1 pseudogene is annotated in these 230 nt (G+C 55.2%); it reads right to left on the bottom strand.

Features of this window, described 5'->3' with window-relative positions:
- Positions 1 to 230, bottom strand: a pseudogene (locus R0J92_RS27350) (amidohydrolase); the annotation flags it as partial.

Genomic DNA, 230 nt, shown 5'->3' with positions numbered 1-230 from the left:
CAAGAACCTCGAGGCCAAGGTCGGGTGACACAGCGAGTTCACGGATTCTGCGGGCATTGTCTGCTGTATTGATCGTTGAAGGATAACGTTTTTCGTAATCGACGCGTGCCGTACAACCAAAACCACTTGCGATTGAAGCAGCGAGCTCCTGCATCCGGCGGATAATCGTCTCCCCGACATCGGGCAAGAACCAGCGGGTGGTTCCGCGGATCACCATGCTTTCCGGAATG

It is taken from the genome of Tritonibacter sp. SIMBA_163, assembly GCF_046535935.1.
GTDB lineage: Bacteria > Pseudomonadota > Alphaproteobacteria > Rhodobacterales > Rhodobacteraceae > Epibacterium > Epibacterium scottomollicae.
Note: the sequence above shows the minus strand (reverse complement) of the source record. Positions and strands in the feature narration are given on the sequence as shown.